The organism is Sphingomonas paeninsulae (genome assembly GCF_003660165.1).
GTDB classification, from domain to species: domain Bacteria; phylum Pseudomonadota; class Alphaproteobacteria; order Sphingomonadales; family Sphingomonadaceae; genus Sphingomonas_O; species Sphingomonas_O paeninsulae.
This window is the reverse complement of record NZ_CP032829.1, coordinates 1,364,653-1,387,648: the sequence shown is the minus strand read 5'-3', so window position 1 is coordinate 1,387,648 and position 22,996 is coordinate 1,364,653. Positions and strand designations below refer to the sequence as shown.

23 protein-coding genes are annotated in these 22,996 nt (G+C 55.3%); 12 read left to right on the top strand and 11 right to left on the bottom strand.

The window, feature by feature from the left end:
- A complete protein-coding gene (locus D3Y57_RS12350; RefSeq protein WP_121153238.1) occupies positions 1-591 on the bottom strand; it encodes a Maf family protein in 591 nt (196 codons plus the stop codon).
- Entirely contained in the window at positions 588-1,403 is an 816-nt protein-coding gene (locus tag D3Y57_RS12345) for a pyruvate, water dikinase regulatory protein (RefSeq protein WP_121153237.1), read from the bottom strand. The genes D3Y57_RS12350 and D3Y57_RS12345 overlap by 4 nt, the downstream gene beginning before the upstream one ends.
- Positions 1,404-1,699: 296 nt before the next feature.
- Here D3Y57_RS12345 and hemE point away from each other — a divergent pair, with 296 nt between their 5' ends.
- The 9 genes from hemE (at position 1,700) to D3Y57_RS12300 (ending at position 10,540) form a co-directional block, all read left to right on the top strand.
- Positions 1,700-2,734 (top strand): uroporphyrinogen decarboxylase, encoded by a 1,035-nt coding sequence (gene hemE / locus D3Y57_RS12340; protein WP_121153236.1) that lies wholly within the window; start codon positions 1,700-1,702, stop codon positions 2,732-2,734.
- Positions 2,734-3,174 (top strand): CopD family protein, encoded by a 441-nt coding sequence (locus D3Y57_RS12335; protein WP_121155857.1) that lies wholly within the window; start codon positions 2,734-2,736, stop codon positions 3,172-3,174. The genes hemE and D3Y57_RS12335 overlap by 1 nt, the downstream gene beginning before the upstream one ends.
- A 133-nt stretch (positions 3,175-3,307) precedes the next feature.
- Positions 3,308-4,564 carry a transcription termination factor Rho gene (rho, locus tag D3Y57_RS12330; RefSeq protein WP_121153235.1) on the top strand — a complete coding sequence of 419 codons (1,257 nt, stop codon included), beginning with the start codon at positions 3,308-3,310 and terminating at the stop codon, positions 4,562-4,564.
- A 316-nt stretch (positions 4,565-4,880) separates the two neighbouring features.
- The gene (locus tag D3Y57_RS12325; protein ID WP_121153234.1) at positions 4,881-5,117 is read left to right on the top strand and encodes a DUF6489 family protein; all 237 of its coding nucleotides are present in this window, start codon (positions 4,881-4,883) and stop codon (positions 5,115-5,117) included.
- A 6-nt stretch (positions 5,118-5,123) separates the two neighbouring features.
- Positions 5,124-6,410, top strand: a complete 1,287-nt coding sequence (gene mnmE, locus D3Y57_RS12320) for a tRNA uridine-5-carboxymethylaminomethyl(34) synthesis GTPase MnmE (RefSeq protein ID WP_239026049.1) — start codon at positions 5,124-5,126, stop codon at positions 6,408-6,410.
- Positions 6,411-6,460: 50 nt separating this feature from the next.
- Positions 6,461-8,266 carry a tRNA uridine-5-carboxymethylaminomethyl(34) synthesis enzyme MnmG gene (mnmG, locus tag D3Y57_RS12315; RefSeq protein ID WP_121153233.1) on the top strand — a complete coding sequence of 602 codons (1,806 nt, stop codon included), beginning with the start codon at positions 6,461-6,463 and terminating at the stop codon, positions 8,264-8,266.
- Positions 8,263-8,880 carry a 16S rRNA (guanine(527)-N(7))-methyltransferase RsmG gene (gene rsmG / locus D3Y57_RS12310; RefSeq protein ID WP_121153232.1) on the top strand — a complete coding sequence of 206 codons (618 nt, stop codon included), beginning with the start codon at positions 8,263-8,265 and terminating at the stop codon, positions 8,878-8,880. Before mnmG ends, rsmG begins: the two co-directional genes overlap by 4 nt.
- Positions 8,877-9,662: a ParA family protein gene (locus tag D3Y57_RS12305; RefSeq protein ID WP_121153231.1), complete on the top strand. Its 786-nt coding sequence runs from the start codon at positions 8,877-8,879 to the stop codon at positions 9,660-9,662. Before rsmG ends, D3Y57_RS12305 begins: the two co-directional genes overlap by 4 nt.
- Positions 9,659-10,540, top strand: coding sequence for a ParB/RepB/Spo0J family partition protein (locus tag D3Y57_RS12300; RefSeq protein ID WP_121153230.1), 882 nt, complete (start codon positions 9,659-9,661; stop codon positions 10,538-10,540). The genes D3Y57_RS12305 and D3Y57_RS12300 overlap by 4 nt, the downstream gene beginning before the upstream one ends.
- Here D3Y57_RS12300 and holA read toward each other — a convergent pair.
- From holA to D3Y57_RS12280, 4 genes are read right to left on the bottom strand one after another with little or no spacing between them, the layout of a single operon-like run.
- On the bottom strand, positions 10,537-11,535 hold the full coding sequence (gene holA, locus D3Y57_RS12295) for a DNA polymerase III subunit delta (RefSeq protein WP_121155853.1): 999 nt from the start codon (positions 11,533-11,535) through the stop codon (positions 10,537-10,539). The genes D3Y57_RS12300 and holA overlap by 4 nt on opposite strands.
- 17 nt (positions 11,536-11,552) lie before the next feature.
- Positions 11,553-12,041, bottom strand: coding sequence for an LPS assembly lipoprotein LptE (gene lptE, locus D3Y57_RS12290; RefSeq protein WP_121153229.1), 489 nt, complete (start codon positions 12,039-12,041; stop codon positions 11,553-11,555).
- Entirely contained in the window at positions 12,038-14,563 is a 2,526-nt protein-coding gene (gene leuS, locus D3Y57_RS12285) for a leucine--tRNA ligase (RefSeq protein WP_121153228.1), read from the bottom strand. The genes lptE and leuS overlap by 4 nt, the downstream gene beginning before the upstream one ends.
- A 7-nt stretch (positions 14,564-14,570) precedes the next feature.
- Positions 14,571-15,005 carry a DUF3576 domain-containing protein gene (locus D3Y57_RS12280; RefSeq protein ID WP_121153227.1) on the bottom strand — a complete coding sequence of 145 codons (435 nt, stop codon included), beginning with the start codon at positions 15,003-15,005 and terminating at the stop codon, positions 14,571-14,573.
- 201 nt (positions 15,006-15,206) lie between these two features.
- On the opposite strand from D3Y57_RS12280, the gene D3Y57_RS12275 reads away from it, so the two are divergent.
- Positions 15,207-15,932 (top strand): porin, encoded by a 726-nt coding sequence (locus D3Y57_RS12275; protein WP_239026047.1) that lies wholly within the window; start codon positions 15,207-15,209, stop codon positions 15,930-15,932.
- Here D3Y57_RS12275 and D3Y57_RS12270 read toward each other — a convergent pair.
- Positions 15,929-16,465: a thiamine phosphate synthase gene (locus D3Y57_RS12270; RefSeq protein ID WP_121153226.1), complete on the bottom strand. Its 537-nt coding sequence runs from the start codon at positions 16,463-16,465 to the stop codon at positions 15,929-15,931. The two genes, D3Y57_RS12275 and D3Y57_RS12270, sit on opposite strands and share 4 nt — an antisense overlap.
- A 23-nt stretch (positions 16,466-16,488) precedes the next feature.
- Here D3Y57_RS12270 and D3Y57_RS12265 point away from each other — a divergent pair, with 23 nt between their 5' ends.
- Complete coding sequence (locus D3Y57_RS12265) at positions 16,489-17,154, top strand: YggS family pyridoxal phosphate-dependent enzyme (protein WP_121153225.1); 666 nt, start codon at positions 16,489-16,491, stop codon at positions 17,152-17,154.
- Positions 17,151-17,813, top strand: coding sequence for an HAD family hydrolase (locus tag D3Y57_RS12260; protein ID WP_121153224.1), 663 nt, complete (start codon positions 17,151-17,153; stop codon positions 17,811-17,813). The genes D3Y57_RS12265 and D3Y57_RS12260 overlap by 4 nt, the downstream gene beginning before the upstream one ends.
- Here D3Y57_RS12260 and ribA read toward each other — a convergent pair.
- The 4 genes from ribA to D3Y57_RS12240 all read right to left on the bottom strand — a co-directional run bounded on the left by ribA (position 17,810) and on the right by D3Y57_RS12240 (position 22,939).
- Positions 17,810-18,871, bottom strand: coding sequence for a GTP cyclohydrolase II (gene ribA, locus D3Y57_RS12255; RefSeq protein ID WP_430739043.1), 1,062 nt, complete (start codon positions 18,869-18,871; stop codon positions 17,810-17,812). The genes D3Y57_RS12260 and ribA overlap by 4 nt on opposite strands.
- A complete protein-coding gene (locus D3Y57_RS12250) occupies positions 18,868-19,662 on the bottom strand; it encodes an exodeoxyribonuclease III (protein WP_121155849.1) in 795 nt (264 codons plus the stop codon). Before D3Y57_RS12250 ends, ribA begins: the two co-directional genes overlap by 4 nt.
- A 295-nt stretch (positions 19,663-19,957) precedes the next feature.
- The gene (locus D3Y57_RS12245) at positions 19,958-20,575 is read right to left on the bottom strand and encodes a LolA family protein (RefSeq protein WP_430739037.1); all 618 of its coding nucleotides are present in this window, start codon (positions 20,573-20,575) and stop codon (positions 19,958-19,960) included.
- Positions 20,576-20,644: 69 nt separating this feature from the next.
- Positions 20,645-22,939, bottom strand: a complete 2,295-nt coding sequence (locus tag D3Y57_RS12240) for an FtsK/SpoIIIE family DNA translocase (protein WP_121155845.1) — start codon at positions 22,937-22,939, stop codon at positions 20,645-20,647.
- Between the last annotated feature and the right edge of the window lie 57 nt (positions 22,940-22,996).

The window sequence follows — 22,996 nt, the reverse complement described above, 5'->3', positions numbered from 1 at the left end:
TCACGACGGCATCATCCCACGGCTTCGTAGCCAATCCAGCAGTTGTAAAAGCGGCAGGCCAAGAATTGTAAAATGGCTGCCCTCGATCTTGGAAAACAATTGTGCACCAAGCCCCTCGATCCGATAACCGCCTACGCAGCCCGCGACAAACTCACCCTCTTGCAGAACATAATCCGCAATAAAGACCTCACTTAACGGTCGGACGGTCAGCTTAACGCGATCGACGCTACGCCATATCGGCTGACCATTTTCAGCGGCGACGATCGCGCTGTATAAGGAATGCGTCCTTCCCGAGAGCAGCCGCAACTGTTCCGCCAAGGCCGTGCCTGGCTTATCGAGCATGGTACCATCATCGAGTGCAAGTGTCTGGTCGCAACCAAGTACGAGATCGCCGGGTCGACGTGCCGAAATCCTTACGGCTTTTAACTCGGCCAGTGCATCAGCAAGATCCCGGGCGGCCAATCCGTCGGCTCGCAACGCCTGTTTCGCTGCTTCCTCGTCGACGCCTGCCGCAACAGCATCATATATTACACCTGCGGCTGTTAGCATCGTGCGACGGGCGGCGCTCAACGATGCGAGAACTATTGTCATATCGCAGAATCACGTTCGCCGAAAAGTGCGATGATGGCAGCGGCGGCTTCCTCGATGGATCGGCGTGTCATATCGATGACCGGCCATTGATTATCGGCAAAAATTCGTCGTGCGAATGCGATTTCACGGGCAACGGCTTCCTCGTCAACGTAATCGGTTTCGGGTGCCTGATTGAGCGACAACAAACGATTGCGTCGGATCTGAATAAGGCGATCCGCGCTCGTCACGAGACCCACAACCAGTGGATTTTTCAAATTGAACAGCAATTCCGGTGTGGGCGATTCGATAACAAGCGGAAAGTTTGCGGTTTTGAATCCACGATTGGCGAGATAGATCGACGTGGGAGATTTCGAGGTTCTCGACACTCCTACAAGGAGAATATCGGCCTCTTCCCAATTCTCCCAGTTTATCCCGTCGTCATGCGCGATCGTAAACTGGATCGCGTCAACACGCGCAAAATAAGCAGCATCAAGGACGTGTTGACGCCCGGGACGCGCCTTTGCCGCCTGACCAAGAAGATTTGAAAGTGCGTCACTGACGGCATCGAGTGGAGCCACTGCGGGCAAACCAAGCGCGTGGCACCCGTTTTCAAATTTTCGTCTGAGGTCACGATTGACTAGCGTGTACATCACGAGGCCGGGGGAATGCGCTATCTCACCCAGAACACGTTCAATATGTCCTTCGCTCCGCGCCATCGGCCAGAAATGCTTCAGGACTTCAACACCATCGAACTGCGCCAAAGCAGCCTTTGCCATCATCTCCAGCGTTTCTCCGGTAGAATCCGATACAAGGTGGAGGTGAAGACGACTCATCGCTGATAACCTGTGCATAACCCTATGGACTTTGGCTAGGGCAGTTAGACCGATAACTCAGTTATGAGCGCTGATGCCCACAAGCTTTGTTTCGACCCCACGACTATCCACAGCTTACAATCCTAACCAGTATCCTGTGGATAACGGGTATTGAATCATCGAATCGCAGCGAATCCACGAGTCCCGATTCCGACTAGTTGTTGGCAGAGTCAGGTGAAGACGATAAGCCCCGCAAAACACCGCTCTACAACATCTTCATTTTCTCTTTATCTCTATATCTTTAAGGATGAGACGCCCTGTCCGATCTTGAAAAACCGGCCAAGCGCCTGCTCGACGTACTCCGTGGTACACGACTTGATCCGCCTCCGGTCTGGCTCATGCGACAAGCTGGTCGCTACCTCCCTGAATATCGCGCGTTGCGTGCTCAAAAAGGTGGCTTTCTCGATCTGGCCTATGACCCTGCATCAGCTACAGAAGTCACACTCCAGCCAATACGGCGGTTCGGTTTCGACGGCGCGATCCTGTTTTCCGATATTCTCGTCGTGCCGCACGCAATGGGTCAGGATCTTTGGTTTGAGGAAGGCGAAGGCCCGCGTCTCGCTCCACAACTAGTGGATACAGCACTGACTGCGCTTACGCCGGCGCCAGAGCGTCTACAGCCCATCTACGAGACCGTGAGACGAGTCAGTGCTACCTTGCCTACCGAGACGACGTTTCTAGGCTTTGCTGGTAGTCCCTGGACGGTTGCCACTTATATGGTAGCGGGTCAGGGCAGTCGAGATCAGGCAGCAACGCGCCGCCTCGCCTATCGCGACCCAATTGCGTTTGCCGCGATCATCGATGCAATCGTGACAACCACAATAGAATATCTGTCGGGTCAAGTTGAGGCGGGTGTCGACGCCGTGCAATTATTCGACAGTTGGGCGGGCACCCTCTCGCCTGTTCAGTTCGACCAATGGGTAATTGCCCCTAACCGACGGATTGTCGATGGTTTGCGCGCGCGCCATCCAAATACGCCAATTATCGGGTTTCCGAAGGGTGCGGGCGGTAAGTTGGCAGCCTATGCAACGGGAACTGCCGTCGACGCGGTGGGTATAGACGAAACGGTTGATCCGGTTTGGGCGCATGCAAATTTACCGGCCGGTCTTCCGGTTCAGGGCAACCTCGACCCTCTTGTACTGATTGCTGGCGGAGCGGAACTCGATCAAGCTGTCGATACTATCCTTGCAGCTTTTGCAGCCCGGCCCCATATCTTTAATCTGGGTCACGGCATTTTGCCCGATACGCCGATCGCGCATGTCGAACAGGTTCTGAAGCGAGTGCGGGGATGATCGGATTTCTGGGCAGTGCTTATCTCTGGGTAAAAGCTGCGCACATCATTTTTGTTGTCTTCTGGATGGCGGGGCTGTTTATGCTTCCTCGTTTTTTTGCTTATCATCAGGAAGCCGATCGGGATTCTCCTGAAAATGCTATCTGGATCGACCGCGAGCGTAAACTGATCTCCATCATTCTAAACCCGTCGATGGTAGCGGTCTGGGCTTTTGGACTGGCTCTGCTCATTAGTAGCGGTGCTGCCGTAGAACATTGGTTTCAGATGAAATTTCTGCTCGTCCTTGTCCTATCGGGATATCATGGCTGGCTCAGCGCATACGCCAAACGGTTGGTTAGGGGTGAGCGTCGGGTAAGTAACAAGGCTATGAGAATGCTCAACGAGGTGCCGGGTATAGCCGTTGTCATCATCGTGTTTTTGGTCGTCGTCAAACCGTTCTGATTCGATTGACTAACCCTTGAACGGGGTTTAATTCACCCTCCATCGCAGCCATTCGGTTTGCGCCATCCAGCACCAGTCCTTGGTTCGCTGCTTCGGCTTCAACGTCCGAAAAGAAATTCCCGAAAGAAATACTATGCATTTGAAAGATTTGAAGAAAAAGAAGCCGGCCGAACTGGTTGAGATGGCAGAATCGATGGAGATCGAGAGCGCATCGACACTCCGTAAACAGGATTTGCTGTTCGCCATTTTGAAGGTTGAGGCCGACAATGGTGAGCAGGTCATGGGGATTGGTACATTAGAAGTGCTGCAGGATGGATTCGGCTTCCTGCGTAGCCCAGAGGCCAATTACCTGGCTGGTCCCGACGATATTTACATTTCGCCGAATCAGGTGCGTAAACACGGTTTGCGTACCGGTGATACGGTCGAAGGCGAAATTCGAGGGCCGAAAGATGGCGAGCGCTATTTTGCACTGACGAAGCTTACCGCTGTTAATTTTGATGACCCCGAAGTCGTTCGCCATCGCGTTAATTTCGACAATCTCACTCCATTATATCCGGACGAAAAGCTGAATCTCGATACCCTCGATCCGACGGTCAAAGACAAGTCAGCTCGTGTGATTGATATCATTTCACCGCAGGGTAAGGGACAGCGCGCGCTTATCGTCGCACCACCACGCGTCGGTAAAACGGTGCTGCTTCAGAATATTGCCAAAGCGATTACGGATAATCATCCTGAGGTGTTCCTGATCGTCCTGTTGGTCGATGAGCGACCTGAAGAAGTTACTGATATGCAGCGTTCGGTAAAGGGTGAGGTTATCTCCTCGACTTTCGACGAACCAGCACAGCGTCACGTTCAAGTTGCTGAAATGGTTATAGAAAAAGCCAAACGTTTGGTCGAGCACAAGAAGGACGTCGTCATTCTGCTCGATTCGATCACCCGGCTTGGCCGGGCCTACAACACCGTTGTTCCAAGTTCGGGTAAAGTGTTGACCGGTGGCGTTGACGCTAATGCGTTACAGCGTCCGAAACGATTTTTCGGTGCGGCCCGTAATATCGAGGAAGGTGGTTCGCTTTCGATCATCGCAACGGCGTTGATTGATACCGGTAGCCGCATGGATGAAGTTATCTTCGAAGAATTCAAGGGAACTGGTAACTCGGAAATCGTGCTGGATCGCAAGGTTGCCGACAAGCGCGTTTTCCCAGCACTCGACGTCGGCAAGTCTGGAACTCGTAAGGAAGAGCTTCTTGTCGCCAAGGACAAGCTATCAAAAATGTGGGTGCTTCGTCGCATTCTCATGCAGATGGGTACGATCGATGCGATGGAATTCTTGCTCGACAAGATGAAGGATTCAAAGACGAACGAAGATTTCTTCGATTCAATGAACTCTTAAAACGTAGATGAGGCGATAAAACACGTCTTGCCAGGGATTTGAACCGGCCAAAGAGCGGGTTCTAATCTCTGGCAACAGAATTTTGTTCGTGACCTGCTGTGATTCTGGTTTTCTCTGACGTGTTTACGACCGCGCCCCATTCGAATTTAGAGAAGTTGTCCTGATGGATCTGACACTGGTGCTATTCAGATCGTGCTCGCCGATTTGTCGATGAGCGTTACCAATGTGTTACCCCGTTGCAGGAGCAGCCTGAGCGATCGCTTGTAGCTTTGCTTCGCAAACCGCATAATCACTTTAAAGTGCCGGGGAACGTGACATGAAGATCAATGTGGAAATAGATTGTACCCCAGAAGAAGCTCGTCGCTTCATGGGGCTACCTGATCTTACTCCTGTCCATGAAGCCTATATTGCGCAAATGCTCGGCGCGGTAAAAAGCGGCATATCGTCTGAGGTGATAGAATCGATGCTGAAGGGATGGGCACCTATGGGCGATGCTGGCATGAAAGCGTGGCAAAATATGTTCAGCCAAGTCACCGGACCAGCCAAGCGCTAGAATACCGTGCCGGACTTGGACACAATTTTTGCGTTGTCCAGCGGATCACCGCCCGCTGGAATTGCCGTGGTTCGGGTTAGTGGGCCTGATGCGAACCGGGCGTTGCTACTCCTTACTGGACGCTCGATGCCGAAACCGCGCACTGCAACCGTTGCCCTTCTTATGGACCCGGACACCAGATTACCGCTGGATCATGCGCTCACGCTTGCATTTCCTCGCCCCAAAAGTGCGACGGGTGAAGACGTTGTCGAACTTCATCTGCACGGAGGACGCGCCGTTGTTGCCGCTGTGCTCAACTCTCTCTCTCAAATTAAAGGCCTGCGGCCCGCTGAACCGGGTGAGTTTACCCGCCGGGCATTCGAAAATAACCGGATAGATTTAGCTCAGGCAGAAGGGCTGGGAGACCTTTTGAGCGCAGAAACTGAAGCGCAGCGCAGGAGTGCGATTGCGCAGGTTGGTGGCTCACTCCATCGATTAACTGAAGCCTGGATTCGTCAGTTGTTGCAGATTTCTGCGCGAGTGGAAGCTGTAATTGATTTTAGCGACGAGGACGATGTTGACGTTCTTTCTGTTACAATGGTGCGGGCGGACGTTTCTGCCATTGTTGATGATATCAAACTCAGACTGGCTAACCCACCGGCCGAGCGCCTACATTCCGGGCTAAGAGTGGCAATTATTGGGCCTCCGAACTCGGGAAAATCGACCCTGTTTAATTGTCTTGTCAATCGGGACGCGGCGATTGTTTCGGAAATTCCAGGTACCACGCGCGATGTGATTGAAGGTGCGGTGAAGATGCGCGGCCTATCGTTGGTATTTGTCGATACTGCGGGTATCCGCGAGGAGACCGACGACCCGATCGAGAGACTTGGGGTTGAGCGCTCGCGTGTAGAAAGCCAGACTGCGGATATCGTTCTGGCACTTGGGGGCTGGGGCAATCACGATAGCGATACCTTGACGATAGATATATCTGCTAAATCCGATCTCCAGAGAAATTCGAACGGGCTTCAAATTTCTGCGACGACGGGGGAGGGCATTCCCGAACTGATCGACGCAATTACAGCGGCTGCCCGATCAATCCTTCCGGCTGAGGATGGGGTTGCCCTGAATGCGCGACATCGATCTGTCCTGATCGCGTCTATCGCTGAACTCCAAATGATAAATGCGCAAAGCAATGAATTGTTGATAGCCGAACATTTACGGATGGCACGAAAAGAAATCGGCAAGGTGGTTGGAGGTAGCGATGCAGAGGCGATGCTCGACATTTTGTTTGGCGCTTTCTGCATTGGCAAATAAATGTTTCACGTGGAACACTTTGACAATCTGACCAAGCATTCTAACGATTACTGATGGCTCATTTTGACGTAATTGTGATTGGCGGTGGCCACGCTGGGGTCGAAGCTGCAGCAGCCGCGGCTCGCATTGGTGTGAGTGTTGCGCTGGTTAGCTTCACCCGTAAATCCATCGGGATGATGTCATGCAATCCGGCAATTGGCGGTATTGGCAAAGGGCATTTAGTCCGTGAAGTTGATGCCCTTGACGGTATCATCGGACGTGCATCCGATCGTGCTGCAATCCACTATCGAATGCTCAATTCGTCGAAAGGGAAGGCGGTACAGGGACCTCGAATACAAGCCGATCGTGAACGCTTTTCCCGCGCAGTCAACGATCGTTTAGCGACGAATGAAACCCTCTCTATTATCTCGGGTGATGTAACGTCATTATGCATAGTTGGAGCTACTGTGCATGGCGTCGGTCTGGCAGATGGCACAAAGTTGACGGCCCAGTCTGTCGTTCTGGCGACCGGAACCTTCCTGAACGCCAAAATGTTTCGTGGTACTGATCGTGAGATTGGCGGTCGTGTAAACGAACGGGCGGCTACTAGCCTAGGCATCCAGTTGATGGATTTGGGTTTACCTATGGGCCGTTTAAAAACCGGCACACCGCCACGTCTTCACGGAAAGACGATTGACTGGAGCAGAGTAGACCTTCAGCATTCTGACGACGGTAACTGGTCTATGTCTCCGCTGGAACGCCGAACCCTCCCGCAACTTTTCTGTGGTGTGACTAGAACGAACCAATCAACACATGATGTAGTTCGGGCAGCTGCGGCTGAATCACCGTTATATTCAGGCGCAATTGAAGGGCAAGGTCCGCGCTATTGTCCCTCTATTGAGGACAAAGTTGTCCGCTTCGGGGATAGGGACGGTCATCAAATATTCCTGGAGCCTGAAGGGCTGGACAGCGATCTCATCTATCCCAACGGATTATCGACATCTTTGGGGACATCCACGCAACAAGACATGCTGCGGACAATTGCAGGTTTGGCGGAAGTCGAGATCGCACAGCCTGGTTATGCCGTTGAATATGATTATCTTGATCCCCGTACACTGGATCATCGTCTGGCTGTCCGTTCGGTCGCGGGGCTTTTCGCTGCTGGTCAGATCAATGGCACGACAGGTTATGAAGAGGCCGCGGCACAGGGAGTCGTAGCTGGAATTAACGCTGCAAATCATGCGCGAAATCTTTCGGCGTTCGTCCTGGATCGGGCATCGAGCTATATCGGCGTTATGATCGATGATCTTGTTCTACAGGGTGCTACTGAGCCATATCGAATGCTAACCGCACGCGCAGAATATCGCTTGCAGCTTAGGGCTGATAATGCCGCTACGAGGCTTACACAAAAGGGAATCGAAATGGGCTGCGTTGGTAGTGAACGTAGATCCTGGTGGGAAGAGCGCCGGCAGCAACTAGCTATTACCAAAGCGCACGCGGATTGTCGTGCAGATGGATTGGGGACGTTTGCGGATCGTGCTCGCCGTGAGCGGTGGACTGCGGTCGAACTTCGCGCATCGTCGGAAACTCTGGCGGATTTGGATGAGATGGTTATCGATGAGGTAGCCGAAGACGTTGCTTACGCCCCGTATGTATTACGCCAACTTTCGGAATTGCGTGCAATTAGCTCAGCCGAAAATGCATTAATTCCTGCTAATGTGAATTATTTTGAGCTTGCCGGACTTTCAACAGAAATGCGGGAGAAGCTAAGCGCGGCAAGACCTCAAACAATAGGCGCAGCGGGTCGTATCAGGGGTGTCACTCCTGCGGCGCTAGCGACGATCCTGGTGGCATCACGCCGAGCTAGCGCAGGATGACCAATGACGATCTGACGAGTGCAGCGCATTATCCTGTTTCACGTGAAACATATTCCGTGTTGGAATCCTTGGTGAGTCTCGTTCGCCTCGAATCATCTACGCAAAATTTAATTTCGTTAAGCACTATCGAAGATATTTGGACCCGGCATGTCGTCGATTCCATTCAGCTCCTTCGTTTTGCCGGAGGAGGGAAATGGTTGGACCTTGGGACAGGTGCCGGTTTCCCAGGATTAGTGATCGCGGCATTCGGGAGCTGCGATGTAACTCTCGTAGAGGAGCGTCGCCTTCGTCATGAATTCCTAGCGCGCGCTGTGACCTCTCTGGGGCTCTCCAATGTACAGGTTATTGGTGATCGCATCGAACGAGTCGATACGTTCGTTGCGAGCATAATTTCGGCGCGGGCATTTGCGCCCTTGGAAAAAATCTTACGTTTATCCAGTCGATTCTCGACGCGAAAAACGCGGTGGATATTGCCAAAAGGAAAAAATGCGACCGAAGAACTGGCTTCCATTCGCGCGACGTGGCACGGTGATTTTCGACTGGAGCCGAGCGTGACCGATCCGACAAGCTCGATCATTATCGCGGAAAATGTTTCGCCGAAGGGCCGACGATGATCTGTCTAGCCGTCGCAAATCAGAAGGGCGGCGTTGGTAAAACAACGACTGCAATCAATGTGGCAACGGCACTTGCGGCCACAGGTTGGCGAGTGCTGCTGGTCGATCTCGACCCACAGGGCAATGCATCCACCGGACTCGGAGTGACTCAGGCTCAGCGTATCCGTACAAGTTATGAATTGTTGACTGGCGACTGCACGTTAGCTGAGGCAGTGATTCCAACCCGGGTGCCCCGGCTCGATATTATCGCGTCGACCGCTGACCTGTCGGGGGCTGAGATTGAACTCGTCCAGTATGAAAACCGCACTCACCGTCTGGTTGAAGCTTTCAATACATCGCCGCCGGGACGTTGGGATATTGCCTTGATCGACTGTCCTCCATCTCTGGGGATGCTCACGATCAACGCAATGGTTGCGGCGCAATCGCTTCTTGTTCCATTGCAGTGTGAATTCTTTGCGCTCGAAGGTTTGTCGCAATTGCTTTCAACAGTTGAACGCATCCGCGCGAAGTTTAACCCGGGCCTGTCGATCCTTGGAGTTGCACTCACCATGTATGATCGTCGTAATCGGCTTACCGAACAGGTTGCGGATGATGTTCGCGCTTGCCTTGGCAATGTGGTGTTTGACACGGTTATTCCGCGAAATGTGCGGCTTTCAGAGGCGCCTAGTCATGGGCTTCCGGCGCTGATTTACGACATCAAATGTTCCGGGTCGGAGGCATATATGAATTTGGCGCGCGAATTGATGGAACGTCTACCACAAGCCACTCGGGTTGCGGCATGAGCATCGAGTCACTCCCCTTACGTCGAAAGTCTCCTGGTCTAGGTCGCGGGCTTTCCGCGTTGCTGGGCGAAGTAGAGCGCGAGCCTGGAACCACGGATAATGGTGTTCGCGAAATCGCCATTGCCGACATCTCGCCCCACCCCGATCAACCACGCCGGCATTTCGATGATGATGCTCTTGCCGAACTTGCCGAATCGATCGGGCTTCGAGGTGTGCTTCAGCCGATCGTCGTTCGTCCTGTCGGTAGCAAGTTCCAAATTGTTGCCGGTGAACGAAGATGGCGGGCAGCGCAGAAGGCGCATCTTCATCAAATTCCAGCGATAATCAGGGACTATGATGATAGCGCAGCGCTTGAAGTGGCCCTTATCGAGAATATTCAGCGCGAAGAGCTGAATGCTATCGAGGAAGGTGAGGCTTATGCGCGCCTCACTCGCGATTTCGGACACAGCCAGGAAGCACTCGGTAAGATCGTCCATAAGTCACGGAGCCACATCGCAAACTTAATGCGGCTCCTCGATCTGCCGCCAGTGGTGCGTGGTATGTTGGCTGACGGACGCCTGCAAATGGGGCATGCTCGGGCATTACTCGGCGTGACTGACGCAGAGCTGCTCGCCGAACAGGCAGTTACCAAGGGGTTGTCGGTTCGCGATGTCGAGCGCCTTGCCAAGCGGGCGAAAAAACCGGAATCAGTGGTAAAACCCATATCCGTGCCTCAACGAAACGAAGATATAGCAATGCTTGAACGACAGCTTGGGGACTTACTGGGACTTAAGATCAGTATTGCTCATACTGCAACTGGCGGTAACGTGACTCTTAATTACGCAACACTCGATCAGTTAGATATGATTTGTCAGCGATTGAGCGGCGAAAAAATCTAGCGAAGCCGCTCGGCAACGCGGCCGATCGCTACGAGTTCCTCGAGTGCCAGAACCTCTCCCGCACTACGTGAGGTTTTTATTGCCTGTTCGACCACGAAAATGCGATTTGCAGCAGTTCTAATCCGGCTCGAGTCCCATCGGCTAAGTTGCGAGCCGACTGCGTCCCTTTCTTTGTAAAATAAAGACTTGCCAGATGATGCCATGACATTTCCGACACTTTTGCCGGCGTCTACTTCGGCCCTCAATTTCGCCAGCAGTAACAGTCTGCGTGATAGGCCTCGTAGAACTGGGATTGGTCCTGTGCCCTCGGCCATTGCAACGAGCTCGATGCCAAGGCTCTTTAATTGCCCTGCCATCACGGCGTCCACTAACAGTGATGTGCTTGCTTCCCCTAAACCAGCGCCGATTGAGTCGAGGACGTCGGTATCAGCATCGCGAGGGCGATCGGGTGCAGCATCGAGATATAACGCAATTTTCTCGAGCTCTCGTTCCAGTATCGCGCGATCTCCTAGACAATCGCTCATTAACTGCCGGGTTGCTGCCCCGGTAAGTCTTAATCCAAAGCCGCGCGCCAGCATCACGGCTAACTCGTCAGCCGTATTGCCCTCCGGCTTGTAACTGGCGCATCCCAGCACAAGCGGATCATTGAGAGCAACCTTTAATAAAGTCGAAGTCGGTTTGAGTGCTCCGGCAATCAGAACAACTGGATCCCCCGTCGTGCTCGATTCGAGCAAAGATGCCACTGCCGCAGTGCATTCGTCGCCACCGGTGACGCGAATATATCGACGCCCTCCGAAAAGAGAGATCGATGCAGCCTCATCAACCAGGTGTGCTGGATCATTTTTCAGCGTCGCTGTGTCAATATCGATGCGCTCGGCATCGGCTCCCATTGAGCGGTCGAGGCGGGTTGCCAGTGCTCGCGACCCCGAATCGTCGGGTCCATATAATAAATATAACCGTATCGCACCGTCTGGATTGTCCAGCGCGCGCGACATCTGTGCCTCTTTTACCTTCACTGGCCTCCCGACCGCTGTGCATAGAGTCCGATACGGGCAACAATCTGGTCGGCAACCGTTTGCGTCAGGTTCTCCAGTGCAGTGTCTTCGGCGGCGATCGTAGCGTATTCTGACGATACAGCATCGATACCTGCATCGGACCCTGCCGTGCCATCGAGCAGCACCGTCCCACGCGAGGCGTCGATTAGCTGAAAGCGCGCGCGCAGCGAGCGACGCTCTCGCGTGATTGCATCGTCACGACGGACGCCGAAACCCTGAATCTTGTCATCCAGCGTCACGTCCAGCCGATAGCGCGTAGGCCCTGACGCGGAAAGTCGGTCGGTCAACGCATTGCGCATGAGATAGCCTGACTTGCCCTCGATCGGCGTAACAGAGACCCCCGCAAGTATCTGAGCAACCGATCCTTTCGATCCGCCTGCATAAAGCGGATGCAGACCACAGCCCGATAGGGCGACCACCGCAGCCAAAGCCAGATGCTGTTTCATGCTACGATGTTCACAAGGCGGTCGGGCACAACGATTACCTTCTTTGGAACTGCACCGCTCAGAGACTTGATGACCTTATCTGATGCCAAGGCCAGCGCTTCAAGCGTTTCCCTTGTCGATCCCTTGTCGACCGTTAGCGTGTCGCGCAGCTTGCCGTTGATCTGAATCGCAATCGTTACTTCATCGTCGATAAGCAACGCAGGATCAGCATCCGGCCATAGCTGATCGGCGATTAATCCTTTCCCACCTAGATTTTCCCAAGCTTCTTCGGCAAGATGGGGCAACATTGGTGCGATCAACCTAGTGAGTGTCGTGATAGCCGCATCGCGCGATGCGGAAGGCGCTGCTTTCTCCAGCACATTAGCAAGTTCGTGAATCTTGGCGACGGCCTTGTTGAAATGGAGCGCGTCGATTTCCGTTGCGACGCCTGCGATCGCGCGGTGCAATGCCCTGTCGACAACCTTATCCACTCCAGCGTTGCCGCCCGGACTGTCAAAGAGTCGCCACAGCCTCTGGACGAAGCGCCAGGTACCTTCGATACCCGACTCGCTCCATTCCAGGTCACGCTCAGGGGGGCTATCCGAAAGCATGAACCAGCGCACTGCATCGGCGCCGTATCCATCGAGAATCGGCCCGGGATCGACAGTGTTCTTTTTCGATTTCGACATTTTTTCAATGCGGCCGAGCGTGATCGGATCACCCGACGCAATTGACTTCCCATCGCGGACCTCATCGGGCGCCAGCCATTTACCACTAGCGTCCTTATACGTCTCGTGCGTCACCATTCCCTGTGTGAACAGGCCGGCAAATGGTTCGGCAACGTCGAGCCGTCCGATATGTTTAAGCGCACGTGTCCAGAAACGAGCATAGAGAAGATGCAGGATCGCATGTTCAACGCCGCCGATATATTGGCCGACCGGCAACCATTGTTCAGCCTCTGCACGATCGAATGGCTGATCTTTTGGCTGGCTGGCGAAGCGTATAAAATACCACGATGAATCGACGAATGTGTCGAGCGTATCAGTCTCGCGCCGCGCCGGTTCTTTGCAGTTGGGACAGGGGACATTCTTCCACGTCGGATGCCGGTCGAGCGGGTTTCCGGGGATGTCGAAGCTTACGTCTTCAGGTAAAATAACGGGCAATTGCGCACGCGGAACAGGCAGAACGCCGCAAAATCCGCAATGGATAATCGGGATCGGGGTTCCCCAATAGCGCTGACGTGATACCCCCCAGTCGCGCAGGCGGTACTGCGTTTGACCTTCACCCCAACCCTGACGCTCTGCACGGGTAATAATCTCGGCTTTGGCGTCGGTAATGTTCATGCCGTCAAGAAAACGGGAATTAACCAACTGTCCCGCGCCATTGAACGCTTCGTTGCCTTTAAATACCGGGTCGATTATTTCCCCGTCGGCAACAACACGCCGCACCGGGATGTCGTATTTCCGGGCAAATTCAAGGTCTCGCTGATCGTGCGCCGGTACGCCCATTACTGCGCCCGTACCATAATCCATCAGCACAAAGTTTGCGACGAAAACGGGTAGGCGTTGCTCCGGTTCGAGCGGGTGTATGACCGTCAGCCCTGTATCGAATCCAAGCTTTTCTGCTGTTTCGATTTCAACCGCTGTCGTTCCACCCCGGCGGCATTCTTCGATAAACTGCTGTAAGGCATAGCGATTTTCCGCTAGCTGAGTGGCCAAAGGGTGATCGGCAGCAATCGCGACGAAACTTGCACCGAAAATCGTATCGGGCCGCGTCGTAAAGACGTCGATGTTGTCGGACTCATCGCTAAGAGCGAAGCTTGCCCGCAGACCCTGTGATTTGCCGATCCAGTTTTCCTGCATCAAGCGTACTTTTTCTGGCCATAGGTCGAGCGTGTCGAGACCCTCCAGCAACTCCTCGGCAAAGTCGGTAATGCGCAGGAACCACTGGTTCAGCTTGCGCTTTTCGACGAGCGCACCGGACCGCCAGCCACGACCATCGATAACCTGTTCATTGGCGAGAACGGTCATATCGACCGGATCCCAGTTGACCGACGATTCGCGCCGGTAAACGAGGCCGGCCTTGTAGAGATCTAGAAATAGCGCTTGTTCATGCCCGTAATATTCGGGTTCGCAGGTTGAAAGTTCGCGGCTCCAGTCGATTGCCAGTCCGAGACGTTTCAGTTGCGTGCGCATCGCTGCGATATTGGCGCGCGTCCAATCGCCCGGGTGTACGCCCTTTTCCATTGCAGCATTTTCGGCGGGCATTCCAAACGAGTCCCATCCCATCGGGTGCAAGACGGAATGTCCGGTCATGCGCTTATAACGCGCAACTACATCGCCCATCGCATAGTTGCGAACATGGCCCATATGAATGCGGCCAGATGGATAGGGAAACATCTCAAGCACATAGGCGCGCTTGGCGTTATCACTGGGCGATGAAGCGCCGGACGCAATACCGGCAGGAGCAACGAACGTGTCGTTCTCCTCCCATACCGCTTGCCAGCGCGCATCAGCCTTTAACGGGTTGAAACGCGAACTCATGGTTGGATCAGTCAGAAACGGCGTTGCGTCTCAGATCGCGCGCCTTGGTGAGAATAATGTCTTCAAGTTTTTGCACTGTCGCGGCCTGAACCGGAGCATCGAGCCACTGGCCTGCAGTTAAAACCTGACGCGACGCGGCGACACGAACGGCGTCTGCACGCAGGTCGCGATCAAGAATCGTTACGGTCAGTTTCATGCGATCACCCGCAGCATTGGGGTTCACGTACCAGTCGGTCACGATGACTCCGCCGTTCGAATCTGTCTGCAACAACGGCATGAACGATACGGTGTCGAGTGCCGCGCGCCACAGATAGGAATTGATACCGATCGTCGTAACTTGCGACGGAGCCAGGTCGGCTTTCGGCCGCGACTTATGGCGACTACATGCGGCAGTCAGCGAAACGATCGCAATGGCGAACGCAATAGACAAGCGGCGGGCCATGAAAATCCTTGAGAATAAAGTCATGCAGACGGAATAGTCACGCGTTATACCGGCTTCACGCTGCCCGCAAGCTGAACGGGATATGCTCTATAATCGGAATCTGTGGGCGAAAAGACACAGTGCGGCTAAAAATGGCTTGGCCGTTGGTAGTGCGCGTCATTCTCCCTATGTATCGAAAAGACTATTGGGGAATTGCGAGTCGTGCGCAGAAGGGGTTTGACAATTGGGCTGTCGGGAAGTGCGATTCTCGCGCTTGCCTTTGCCTTGTCGCCTGCATTTGGCGCGTCGAACGAAGTCCGCCTCGTTAAGCCTCGCGTGCAACTGAATAACCGCAGCGCGTTGGGTTCCTTTACACCTGCCAGCAGTGATGCACGACTGGCAGCGGTGCTAGCGCGCGGTGGCCTTGCAACCAGCGGGTTTCGGTTTACCCCGGCAAGTACGAGCGCCAGCATTCGTCTCAATCGTTCGGTTACTGTTGCAGTCCGGGCTGGCACCAACCTCGGCGTTATTGGCGGCGAACGGACTGCACTTGTCAGCGCCCCGACTTCGAACATTGCTCCAATCGCCTATAACCTCGGCGTAGCGGTGGGCTGGAAGCACTTTGCTTTATCGAGCGACGTTGCGAGAGTTGATCTCGGCCTCATGGGCGGTCGCGAAACTACCGACATTGGTGTGAGCTATAACACTCGCAACTGGACGACTCGTCTTGCTGTCGGAAACGAACATCCGCTTGTTGGCACGCCGCGCGCCCTCAGTGCCGGTACGGCTGCCTATTCACTCGACCTTGGCGGATCGTACAAACTCAGCCGGAATTTTGATCTGACTGCTGGTGTTCGTTATCGCGCACCTGAACGTGACCGTCTTGAGATCACCGATGATCGGCGTGACAGTCAGGCTGTCTATATCGGCACCGCCTTCAAATTCTAAGGCTGGCTGAGGGCATCGATCGCTGCCCATCCGTGAATTTTCAGCGAAGACAGACTTCTTGCCCTAATGGTATTCATGCCGCCCAGCGCTATTGTCCGCGATCGGTGTTTGCCCGCAACTAACGCCAGCCCAATCCGTCCTAATGAACGACTCCCAGGATGTGATTGGGTCTGGAACACGGGTGATACGAAAATCAAATCGGCCCGCGCACGGATAGCGACGATATGTTCGTGGACGTCGTGAACCGCTGCACTCCTCAACCCCTGCGACTGCAACGTAGAGCGGTTATGCGATCCATCTGCGCCCCACGCACGGGCACGCAACGGTGTATCAGCCAGCAACAGGACATGGCGATAACGGCGCGCCAGTGCTCGAACGCGATTGAACAGCGTGCGTCTTGCTCCTGATTCCAGACTGTAATGCCGAAACACGATTCCCGATCCCCTCGGCAGGCGCATTATCGCGCCGTCCAGATCGGCAATCCGTTCGTCGGTCATCAACCATATACGGGGGAGCGGGTGGCGGCGGCGCATAGCCCCCTCTATAGGGCAACACCATGACCGAAGAAGCCACCCAAAAATTGTTTGAAATCACGCAACGTATCGCGCGCGCTGCCAAAATTACTGGACGCGAATCGGATGAGGTAACGCTGATCGCCATATCGAAAACCTGCACCGCCACAGAAATTGCGCCTCTGATTGCTGCGGGCCAGCGTATTTTTGGTGAAAACCGTGTTCAGGAAGCGCAGGATAAATGGCCTGCGCTGATGGAAGCCAATCCCGACATCCGCCTGCACCTCGTGGGGCAACTCCAGTCGAACAAGGCCGATGACGCCGTTGCGATAGCGCATGCAATCCATGCCGTCGATCGGCTGTCGCTCGTTACAGCTCTTGCCAGAGCTATGGACAGATTGGGTAAACGTCCAGATTGCTTCATTCAGGTCAATCTTGCCGACGAGCCGCAAAAGGGCGGCTGTGCCGTGGCGGACCTACGCGCTTTGCTTGGTGAAGCGATGGCTGCGAACCTACCGGTTGCGGGTCTGATGTGTGTTCCTCCGGTTGATCTCGAACCCGCACCCTGGTTTGCTTTGCTCGCCAAACTGGCACGCGATCACGGCCTTCCGGGCTTGAGCATGGGAATGTCGGGCGACTTTGAAACTGCAATAAAAATAGGAGCCACTCACATTCGCGTCGGCACTGCGTTGTTCGGTGAGCGCGTATGAAATTTGACGCGATTATCTTCGACTTCGATGGCGTCCTTCTCGAAAGTGAATACGCTGGCAACAAACAGATCGCCGAATATCTTACCAGCATAGGCCATCCAACGACGCCCCTAGAATCGATGGCGAATTTCATGGGGCTGGCGGGAAAAGACTTTATCGCGGCGATTGAGCGTTGGACCGGTCGAGCGATTTCGAGCGATTTTCATGATGTCCGGGCCGCCGAGGATGCGCGCGTAATGCAAGAAGGGATTGACCCGGTGGCGGGTGCCGTTGCGTTTGTGCGCAGCTTGCCTGCCGAACTCCCACGCGCAATCGCATCGTCCAGTTCCAGCGCATGGATTGTTAGCCACTTGGAACATCTTGGCATCAGGGATGCATTCGGCGACATGATCTTTTCCGGTCGCGAACACGTCGAAAACGGCAAACCCGCACCTGATATCTATTTCCATGCGGCAACCGCGCTGGGCATCGACATAGGTCGCGCCGTCATTCTGGAAGATTCACCCGTCGGCGCGACTGCAGCAGTGGCCTCCGGTGCTTACGTCATTGGATTTTGTGGGGGGACACACTGCGCGGTCGATCATGCGGATCGACTTCGGGCCATCGGTGTCCATAACATCGCGGCGGACTTTGGCGAAGTTTCCCGACTTATATTCTAAAGCTGGTGTCCGGTCCGGTCGCGCTTTGTCGCCAGATACTTCTCGTTATGCGGGTTCGACGGAAGGCTATGCACCACGCGTTCGATAACCGTGATGCCTGAAGCATGAAGCCCCGCTACCTTGGCAGGATTGTTGGTCAGCAAGCGCACCTGCAATTGGCCCAATAACTCGAGCATTCGACCTGCCACCCCGAAATCGCGTGAGTCGATTGCAAAACCGAGCCGCAGATTGGCATCCACGGTGTCGAACCCCTGATCCTGCAACTCGTAAGCGCGCAGTTTGTTGATCAATCCGATACCGCGACCTTCTTGCCGCAGATAAAGCAATATCCCCCAGCCGCTCTCCGTAATCTCGTGGAGCGCAGCGTGAAGTTGTGGACCACAATCGCATTTCAGTGATCCGAGGACGTCACCGGTCAAGCACTCGCTATGCAATCTGACGAGCGGTGGTTGGCCGTCGGGTTTGCCCAAAATGAGCGCCACATGTTCCGATGTCGTCTCTGGGCTTCGGAAGGCAACGATCTCAGCGGATTCACATGACTGGACCGGTAACCGTGCCCGAGCCACAATCGCCAACCGATCTGGAGAATCATAGGCAGTGACATCAGCAGGCAGGACCGAAACTTCTGCCTCTCCCGCGCTCAACACGAAAAATGCGGGAAGTATTCCTGTCAGTCGCGCCAGTTCCAGCGCCGCCACTGCATCATCTGCATTGCACGTTGGGATCGCGCGAAATGGTCCCTGTAACGGATTTGCAAGGTCGGTCGCGGGATCGGCCAGAGCAAGCGCGGCTGTGAAATCAAGCCATGGCGTCCGCGCCACCGTAACGGGGCGTGCTGAATCCGCTGCCTCAACCTGATTCGTGAGTTTCAGTGTTGCGGCGCGTGACCCCGCCAGAAGGATATCGGCGCTGCCCTGGGGATCGAATTTCGCGAGCCTCAACTCGTCCGCCGTTTCGATCGCGAGCACACGCAGTCCGCCGACCGCCACAACCCACCCGCGTCGGAGTGCATCGATAGCGCGCGCCGCTGCACGCGGATCGGGTGAAACATTGCTCAGAATACGAACTCGGTGACCAATGGAACATGGTCGGACGGCTTTTCCCAGCTTCGAACGGGTTCATGAACGGCATGTGCTACCGCTTGTGCCGCGACATCGGGCGTCGCCCACATGTGATCGAGCCGCCGCCCACGATCTGACGAAGCCCAGTCTTTTGCCCGATAGCTCCACCAAGTGTGAAGCCTGGCCGGAGCCGGCACAAACTTTCGACCAAGATCAACCCAGTCAGCCGCCGCCTGCATCCGTCCCAGCGTTTCCACCTCGATCGGCGTATGACTGACAGTCCCGAGCAGTTGTTTGTGCCCCCACACGTCGCTTTCCAGTGGCGCGACGTTGAAATCGCCCACGAGCAGAGTCGGGCCAGCCAGCGTTTCCGACCAGCGTGTCATACGTTCGAAAAAGTCGAGCTTCTGAGCAAATTTGTGATTGAGTTCCCGGTCAGGAACGTCGCCGCCCGCCGGAATATAAACATTCTCCAGTCGCATTCCGTTCGGCAAGCGTGCGCCGATATGACGTGCCTCGCCATTTGCCTGCCAGTCGAGTCGGTCGTCCTCGATTAGCGGAATGCGCGAGAGGATGGCGACGCCATGGTGCATCTGCTGACCGTTGAGCATTTGATGGACATAACCAAGATCGTGAAACGCCTGCGTGGGAAACACATTGTCCATCACCTTCGTTTCCTGAAGGCACAGAATGTCGGGCGATTCCTGCCGAAGAAACTGTTCGACGATTCCGATTCGGAACCGGACTGAGTTGATGTTCCAGGAAGCGATCTTCAGCGTGTCGTTCATGACGGGCGATGTAGCGACGCCAAGCTCAATATTCCAGCGTTCCGATACGCCTATGGGCGCGTAAGGTCGAACGACCGTCCGAGCATATGCGAGGAAAAGCCTCGCACCAGCGGCAACCGCAAACAGAAAGACCCCCGCTCCGGGGGCATGGAGCGGGGGTCGACCGGCGTTCGTCACGCAGGCGAGCCACAAAGGCGAAAGGACGGTCAACAGGGGGAAATCCCGGCGGTTCGTCTCTCTGTGACTGCCTGACCGTTTTACCCGTACTTACCTGTCGCGAATATGAACGTGACTCTTAATGGCGGGGCCCCATTGGGCGCGGGTCGCGCCATGCAAACGCTCCGTCGCTAACAGGCACGTTAAATCGCTGATTGCTCAGGCGAACTGACGTGCGGTTGTTCTGCGCGTCCAGCGCAACCCACCCCTGCAATCGCAAGCCGGCGGGCGCGCCCGGCTCGCGCGCGAATGCCAGTGTGATTGCACCATATTCGGGATGGCGCGGGTCGCGTGCCTCAGCCATGACGATACGGGGATCACTGGTATCGACAATGCGCGCGAATCGCGTCAGATCTTTCGATGGGTCCAGCAACACACCCAGCGGCGAATTTCCGATCGGCCAGCGCGAAACCTGTTTCACCGAATAATCAATAAAAGTCAGCGCCTTGCCATCGCCCACAATCAGTATGGGTACGCCGTCCTGATACTGGAATCGAATCTTGCCGGGTCGTTTGAGCGTCAACTTCCCGGTCAGCGTTTTCCCCGACCGGTCAGTTTGCACGAAATCCGCGGTCATCGTGTGAACGGCTTTAAGGTGTGCCGAAACCGCGAGCAGATCGGGATTGGGAGCAGGAACGACTTGCGCACCTGCAACGGTGGCGATCAGCGCGAATGGCGCAAACAGGCGATAGGTCACGCGATCTTCTCCATTTAACTTTCCGGTGGCCTGTGGCTGTGGCCGCTTTAACCCGCTCTGAACCGTTAATTAGTTCAGTGGTCGTCCGTCGGTATCCATCAATACCTCACGACGTCCAACATGATCGGGACGGCTGACCAGTCCGTCGGTTTCCATCCGTTCGATCAAACGCGCCGCACTATTATAGCCCACGCGCAATTGCCGCTGCAGCCAGCTAGTCGATGCTTTTTGTGATTCGGCGACCAATTGCCGGGCCTTGCGATAAGCCTGATCCTCGGGACTATCCTCGCCCGATGGTGCACCATCGAGGGTATAGCCGCCATCTTCGGGCTCCTCTGTAACCGCCTGAATATAATCGGGCCGGCCCTGTGCGCGCCAGTGATCGGCAACCGCCTTCACTTCTTCGTCGCTAACGAAGGGGCCATGGACGCGAACGATCTGTTTGCCGCCGGGCATATAGAGCATATCGCCCTTGCCGAGCAGTTGTTCGGCACCCTGTTCGCCAAGAATGGTCCGCGAATCGATCTTCGACGTGACCTGAAAGCTGATGCGCGTCGGGAGGTTGGCCTTGATAACGCCGGTAATTACGTCGACCGACGGGCGCTGCGTTGCCATGATGAGATGGATACCCGCAGCGCGAGCCTTTTGGGCAAGTCGCTGGATCAGAAATTCGACTTCCTTGCCCGCCGTCATCATCAGATCGGCAAGTTCGTCGACGATCACGACAATCTGCGGCAGAACCTCGAAGTCGAGCGCCTCTTCTTCGTAAAGCGGCTGACCGGTTTCAGCATCGTAACCTGTCTGGACGCGCCGCCCCAGTCGTGTTCCCTTAGCCTTGGCGGCGCGCACCTTATCGTTGAAGCTGGCAAGTCCACGAACACCGACTGACGCCATCATGCGATAGCGTTCCTCCATCTGCTCTACCGCCCATTTCAGCGCGCGGATGGCCTTTGCCGGTTCGGTAACGACCGGCGACAACAGATGCGGGATGTCTTCATAACTCGACAGTTCGAGCATCTTGGGATCGATCATGATCATCCGGCACTGATCTGGCGTCAGGCGATACAGCAGCGATACGATCATCGCATTCAATCCGACCGATTTACCCGAACCAGTCGTACCCGCGACAAGCAGATGCGGCATCGGCGCAAGGTCGGCAATAACCGGGTCACCCGCGATATTCTTGCCCAGAATGATCGGCAATTGTGCCGACTGATCCTCGAACGCCTGACTCGCGACCAGTTCATGCAGTACCACTGATTCGCGTCGTGCATTCGGCAATTCGATGCCGATCACGCTGCGTCCGGGAATCGTCGCAACGCGCGCCGACAGCGCCGACATGTTGCGTGCAATGTCGTCCGCTAACTGAATAACGCGACTGGCTTTTATGCCGGCGGCGGGTTCCAGTTCGTACATTGTGACGACGGGGCCGGGGCGAACCTCGACGATCGAACCCTTTACATGAAAGTCGTCGAGCACGCTTTCCAGCAGGCGTGCGTTGCGCTCCAGCCCCGCTTTGTCGATGACTGGTCCCGACGATGGCGGTGGCGGGGTTAACAGGTCGAGCGTCGGCAAAGTGTATTTGTCGCGCAGTGCCAGGCTCGATTGCCGCTCCTTCTCACCCTTGCCCTTCGATGTTGCGGGCGCGCGATCGGCGATCACTGGGCGCGGACGCTCTTCGACAAGCGTTGCGATACGGGGGGTCGATTCGGTAATGCGAGGCGTAGCGACTGGTTTGGGCTCAGCCAAGGTACGCTCCCGCCGTCGAAACAGAAAAGCGCGCTCGGTTGCGTCCAGGTCGAGGCTTTTGGCCCAAACTACGATCCCAACAACGGCCAATATCGCCATGACCGTCCATGAAACGATTTCGCCGATGCCAGCATTCGGAATAAAAGCCGCCAGCCAATGAACCGCGCTGGTGCCTGAAAGCCCGACCACACCACCGAGCCCAGCGGGTAGGCCGGTCATCGACCCATCTCTGAACAGCGATAGTGCAATTGCGACAAGGGTGATGCCGAGGGTCGACCCGACGAAACGCCGTCGCCAGCCACTGACGGGAACATCACGCCAAAGGCGGATTGCGGTTACAATAATGACCGGCAGCAGCAGAATCACGGCGGGACCAAGCAACCATAGCATGATGTCCGAGGTCCAGGCTCCAGGTGCGCCCACCAAATTGCGCGCAGGCCCCGCCGCAGCGGTGTTCATAGCGGGGTCGCTGGGGCGATAGGTAATGAGCGCCGTCGCCAACAATAGCGCAAACAGGATTAACGCAATCGCGCCGGCCAGTGCACTGCTCCGCACAGCGCCACGCTTCACCGATTCCCGCAGGGTGGGACGAATGGCGACCGCCCGGCTGCTCATGACTACCCCCGATAAATTTGTGCGCGTTTCGTTCGCATTTACCATGCGCTTCAGCAC

Bases quoted from the DNA above. Each gene is read 5' to 3' on its own strand.
- D3Y57_RS12350 (WP_121153238.1), bottom strand. From the start codon at position 591: ATGACAATAGTTCTCGCATCGTTGAGCGCCGCCCGTCGCACGATGCTA.
- D3Y57_RS12345 (WP_121153237.1), bottom strand. From the start codon at position 1,403: ATGAGTCGTCTTCACCTCCACCTTGTATCGGATTCTACCGGAGAAACG.
- rho (WP_121153235.1), top strand. From the start codon at position 3,308: ATGCATTTGAAAGATTTGAAGAAAAAGAAGCCGGCCGAACTGGTTGAG.
- D3Y57_RS12325 (WP_121153234.1), top strand. From the start codon at position 4,881: ATGAAGATCAATGTGGAAATAGATTGTACCCCAGAAGAAGCTCGTCGC.
- rsmG (WP_121153232.1), top strand. From the start codon at position 8,263: ATGACCAATGACGATCTGACGAGTGCAGCGCATTATCCTGTTTCACGT.
- D3Y57_RS12305 (WP_121153231.1), top strand. From the start codon at position 8,877: ATGATCTGTCTAGCCGTCGCAAATCAGAAGGGCGGCGTTGGTAAAACA.
- D3Y57_RS12300 (WP_121153230.1), top strand. From the start codon at position 9,659: ATGAGCATCGAGTCACTCCCCTTACGTCGAAAGTCTCCTGGTCTAGGT.
- holA (WP_121155853.1), bottom strand. From the start codon at position 11,535: ATGTCGCGCGCGCTGGACAATCCAGACGGTGCGATACGGTTATATTTA.
- lptE (WP_121153229.1), bottom strand. From the start codon at position 12,041: ATGAAACAGCATCTGGCTTTGGCTGCGGTGGTCGCCCTATCGGGCTGT.
- leuS (WP_121153228.1), bottom strand. From the start codon at position 14,563: ATGAGTTCGCGTTTCAACCCGTTAAAGGCTGATGCGCGCTGGCAAGCG.
- D3Y57_RS12280 (WP_121153227.1), bottom strand. From the start codon at position 15,005: ATGGCCCGCCGCTTGTCTATTGCGTTCGCCATTGCGATCGTTTCGCTG.
- D3Y57_RS12270 (WP_121153226.1), bottom strand. From the start codon at position 16,465: ATGCGCCGCCGCCACCCGCTCCCCCGTATATGGTTGATGACCGACGAA.
- D3Y57_RS12265 (WP_121153225.1), top strand. From the start codon at position 16,489: ATGACCGAAGAAGCCACCCAAAAATTGTTTGAAATCACGCAACGTATC.
- D3Y57_RS12260 (WP_121153224.1), top strand. From the start codon at position 17,151: ATGAAATTTGACGCGATTATCTTCGACTTCGATGGCGTCCTTCTCGAA.
- D3Y57_RS12250 (WP_121155849.1), bottom strand. From the start codon at position 19,662: ATGAACGACACGCTGAAGATCGCTTCCTGGAACATCAACTCAGTCCGG.
- D3Y57_RS12240 (WP_121155845.1), bottom strand. From the start codon at position 22,939: ATGAGCAGCCGGGCGGTCGCCATTCGTCCCACCCTGCGGGAATCGGTG.